Source organism: Rhodopseudomonas sp. BR0C11, assembly GCF_010820945.1.
Taxonomy (GTDB): Bacteria; Pseudomonadota; Alphaproteobacteria; order Rhizobiales; family Xanthobacteraceae; genus Rhodopseudomonas; species Rhodopseudomonas palustris_H.
Genome location: NZ_QTKI01000525.1, coordinates 1 through 2795, shown reverse-complemented (window position 1 = coordinate 2795; position 2795 = coordinate 1). Strand labels below are relative to the sequence as shown.

General features: G+C 67.0%; 4 protein-coding genes and 1 pseudogene. 1 reads left to right on the top strand and 4 read right to left on the bottom strand.

Going from position 1 to position 2795, the window contains the following annotated elements; all coding sequences use genetic code 11:
• The 4 genes and pseudogenes from DYI24_RS24565 to nthA form a co-directional block, all read right to left on the bottom strand.
• A pseudogene (locus DYI24_RS24565) lies at positions 1-408 on the bottom strand (GNAT family N-acetyltransferase); the annotation flags it as partial.
• A 123-nt stretch (positions 409-531) separates the two neighbouring features.
• Positions 532-954 carry a nitrile hydratase accessory protein gene (locus tag DYI24_RS24560; RefSeq protein ID WP_164574182.1) on the bottom strand — a complete coding sequence of 141 codons (423 nt, stop codon included), beginning with the start codon at positions 952-954 and terminating at the stop codon, positions 532-534.
• Positions 954-1610 carry a nitrile hydratase subunit beta gene (gene nthB, locus DYI24_RS24555; RefSeq protein ID WP_164574181.1) on the bottom strand — a complete coding sequence of 219 codons (657 nt, stop codon included), beginning with the start codon at positions 1608-1610 and terminating at the stop codon, positions 954-956. The genes DYI24_RS24560 and nthB overlap by 1 nt, the downstream gene beginning before the upstream one ends.
• Positions 1607-2242 (bottom strand): nitrile hydratase subunit alpha, encoded by a 636-nt coding sequence (gene nthA, locus DYI24_RS24550; protein ID WP_164574180.1) that lies wholly within the window; start codon positions 2240-2242, stop codon positions 1607-1609. Before nthA ends, nthB begins: the two co-directional genes overlap by 4 nt.
• A gap of 63 nt (positions 2243-2305) precedes the next feature.
• Between nthA and DYI24_RS24545 the strand changes: the two genes are divergently transcribed.
• The coding region (locus tag DYI24_RS24545; protein ID WP_164574179.1) for a PA4824 family protein at positions 2306-2795 on the top strand (490 nt) is incomplete at its 3' end.

Genomic DNA, 2795 nt, shown 5'->3' with positions numbered 1-2795 from the left:
GGGCGTCGGCGCCAACGCGGCCGCGAATGCCGGGGCAGCCGCTGCCGGCGGCGAGGGGGCGGCGGGGCCGAGCAGCGGCACGTTATAGTCCGACACCGAGAGGTCGGCGAATTCGACCAGCGCCACGCCGCACACCCGGCGGATCACCAGCGGCAGCAGCATCGCGATCTCGTCTCGGAAGCTGTCGCGGACGGTGATCAGCAGCGGCTCGGCGGACGCGGAAGGCCCGAGCATTCTCAACCAGGCGTTCAGCCAGTCGGGAGACTGAAACGGGGTGATCGCCGCGGAAGGGCCGAGCGCCGCGGCGCGTTGCAGAAACAGTTCGGAGTCGGAGGTTGCTTCGGCGAGATAGCGGCCGGCGGCATTTGCCGCCCACCGCATCGGTCGATCAAAATCGATCTGCGCCATTACCCAACTCGCTGCCGCCGCAGCCTCGCCATCCGCGATCTGTCGGCAGGCTGCAGATTAGCGCCGACCGGTTCGGTTCTCGTTGACGTCAGTGACGCACAGACCAAACTTGTCGCATCAGCGTTAACGCGGCGGTGACTCAGCCGCCGAAAACGCTTCTGACTGTGGAAAATCGCCGGGCTGCAGCTCGATCGGATGGCCGTGCGGGGTGCGATCGGCGGCGCGGTCCCAGGCGTCGCGGTACTGATGCTGGGTCGCGAGGCTGGCGACGCCCTTGGCTGCGACCATCTGTTCCAGCGTCGCTAGCCAATGGCGGTAGTAGGTGTCGCCGCAGTCGGGATCGCCGTCAGCCTGGGCTCGGCGGATCTCGGCGGACAACGCCGCCGCCCATTCCGGCCAAGTGAACAGGCCGCGGCTGTGCAGCGTCACCGCCATCGCAAAGGCGTGGGCTTCCCAGGGCTCCCGGAACACTGGGCCGTCACCGTCGCGGGGCAGGCCCGGCACGCTGCGCGCCGCGATCGCCGCAGCCTCGGAATGGCCGCTCATCACGCCGGCTCCAGATATGAATCCCAGGCATCGACCGAGACCCGCGAGGTCGGGTCTGCATCGTCGCCCCACAACTCCCGTGCTTCGAATGCCACCGTGTACAGCCATTGCGGCTGCTCGCCGCCGCCATGCGCGTGACTGTCGGGAAACACATGCGCGCCGTGCACCAGTTCGATCGTGCCGACCCGGCCGCGGACGTAGCGCGGCAGCCGGATATGGGTTCGTGGATGTAGCTCCTTGGCGCGGACCCGATCGCCGACGCCGAACCGGGCAGGGACCGCGGCGTCACGTTCGGTCGGCGCACCGCGCGCCAGCATCGGGGCGACGTCTGGGGCCGACAGCACTGGGACGTTCTTGGCCGGATGCAGCGGGCGGCCCACATCGATTTCATCTGCGGTGACGAGGCCGCGTTCGGCCATCAGTGTTTCGAGGCCCGCGAGCCAGAGCTGATAGTAGCTCTTCGACAGATAATCGATCGGTGCACGGTTCTCGCGGGCGAACCGCGACATGTCGATGTTCCAGCCGCCGGGACGTCCCATCGCGAGCGTCAGCGCGAAGGCACGGCGCTCCCACGCGGCATGAAACAGCGGCTCATCGCTCTCGGGCATCACCGGCCCGAAGCCGTCCATGCCGCCCATGTCGTGCGCGCCGTTCATTGCGTGATCTCCGCAGGCGTGCGAGCAAGGCCGGTGCCGATCATGCTGTCGCGGGTGACGAGGTCGGCGAGCTGATCTTCGCCGAGATCGTCGCTGCCGACCGGACGCATGGGAATGACCAGGTAACGGATTTCCGCAGTGGAATCCCACACCCGGATCGCCGTGTCCTGCGGCAGTGTCACGCCGAATTCGGCCAGTACCGCGCGGGGTTCTTTGACCACACGCGAACGATACGGCGCCGATTTGTACCAGACTGGCGGCAGGCCGAGCACCGGCCACGGGTAGCAGGAGCACAGCGTGCACACGACCATGTTGTGGGTGGCCGGCGTGTTCTCGACCGCGACGATGTGTTCGCCTTGGCGGCCTGTGTAGCCGAGCTCGGCAATCGCTGCGGTGGCGTCGTGCAGCAGCCGCTCGCGATACGCCGGATCGCTCCAGGCCTTGGCGACCACGCGGGCACCGTTGCGCGGGCCGACCCTGGTCTCGTAGGTTTCGATCAGCTCATCGAGTGCCGCGGGATCGACATAGCCCTTTTCGGTGAGGATGGTTTCGAGCGCGCGCACCCGCAGCTCGGTCTCCGACAATTCGGAATGGTCGTGATCGTGGTGATGATGATGCTCATGGTCGGCCATGAAGTTGAGGATAGGCGGAAGTCGCGGAAGCTGTCGAGCCGGCCGTCTGCTAAGGCTGGTTCCATGCTTCCGCTGACCCGCGCCCTGACCGTTTTGCTGCTCGCCGTGATCGGGCTTGCCCTGCTGCTGTCGGGCGAAGCCTGGGCGGCGAACGGCGCCTATGCGGTCGATGCCACTGACATTTCCGAACTCGGTTCGTGCAAGTTGGAAAGCTGGTGGTCGCGCGCCACCAACGCGGACTTTTCGGCAGTGGCGAACCCGTCCTGCGTGGTGGACCTTGGTCGTCCTTTCGAGCTGACGCTGCAGGCGAGCCAGGCGCGCGCCGACGGCGACTGGAGCACGACACTGTCGCCGAAGCTCAAGACCGTCCTGGTGCCGACCGCGATCGGCCGGTTCGGTCTCGCGATCGAGGCGGGCGGCTCCTACGATGCAGCCAGCGGCAACAATACGGTCGCGTTCGTGACGTTGCCGGCGACCTACAGGCTGTCCGAGACGATGCGGGTCAACCTCAACGCGGGCTGGCTGTGGGATCGGACGATCGACCAGCACTATC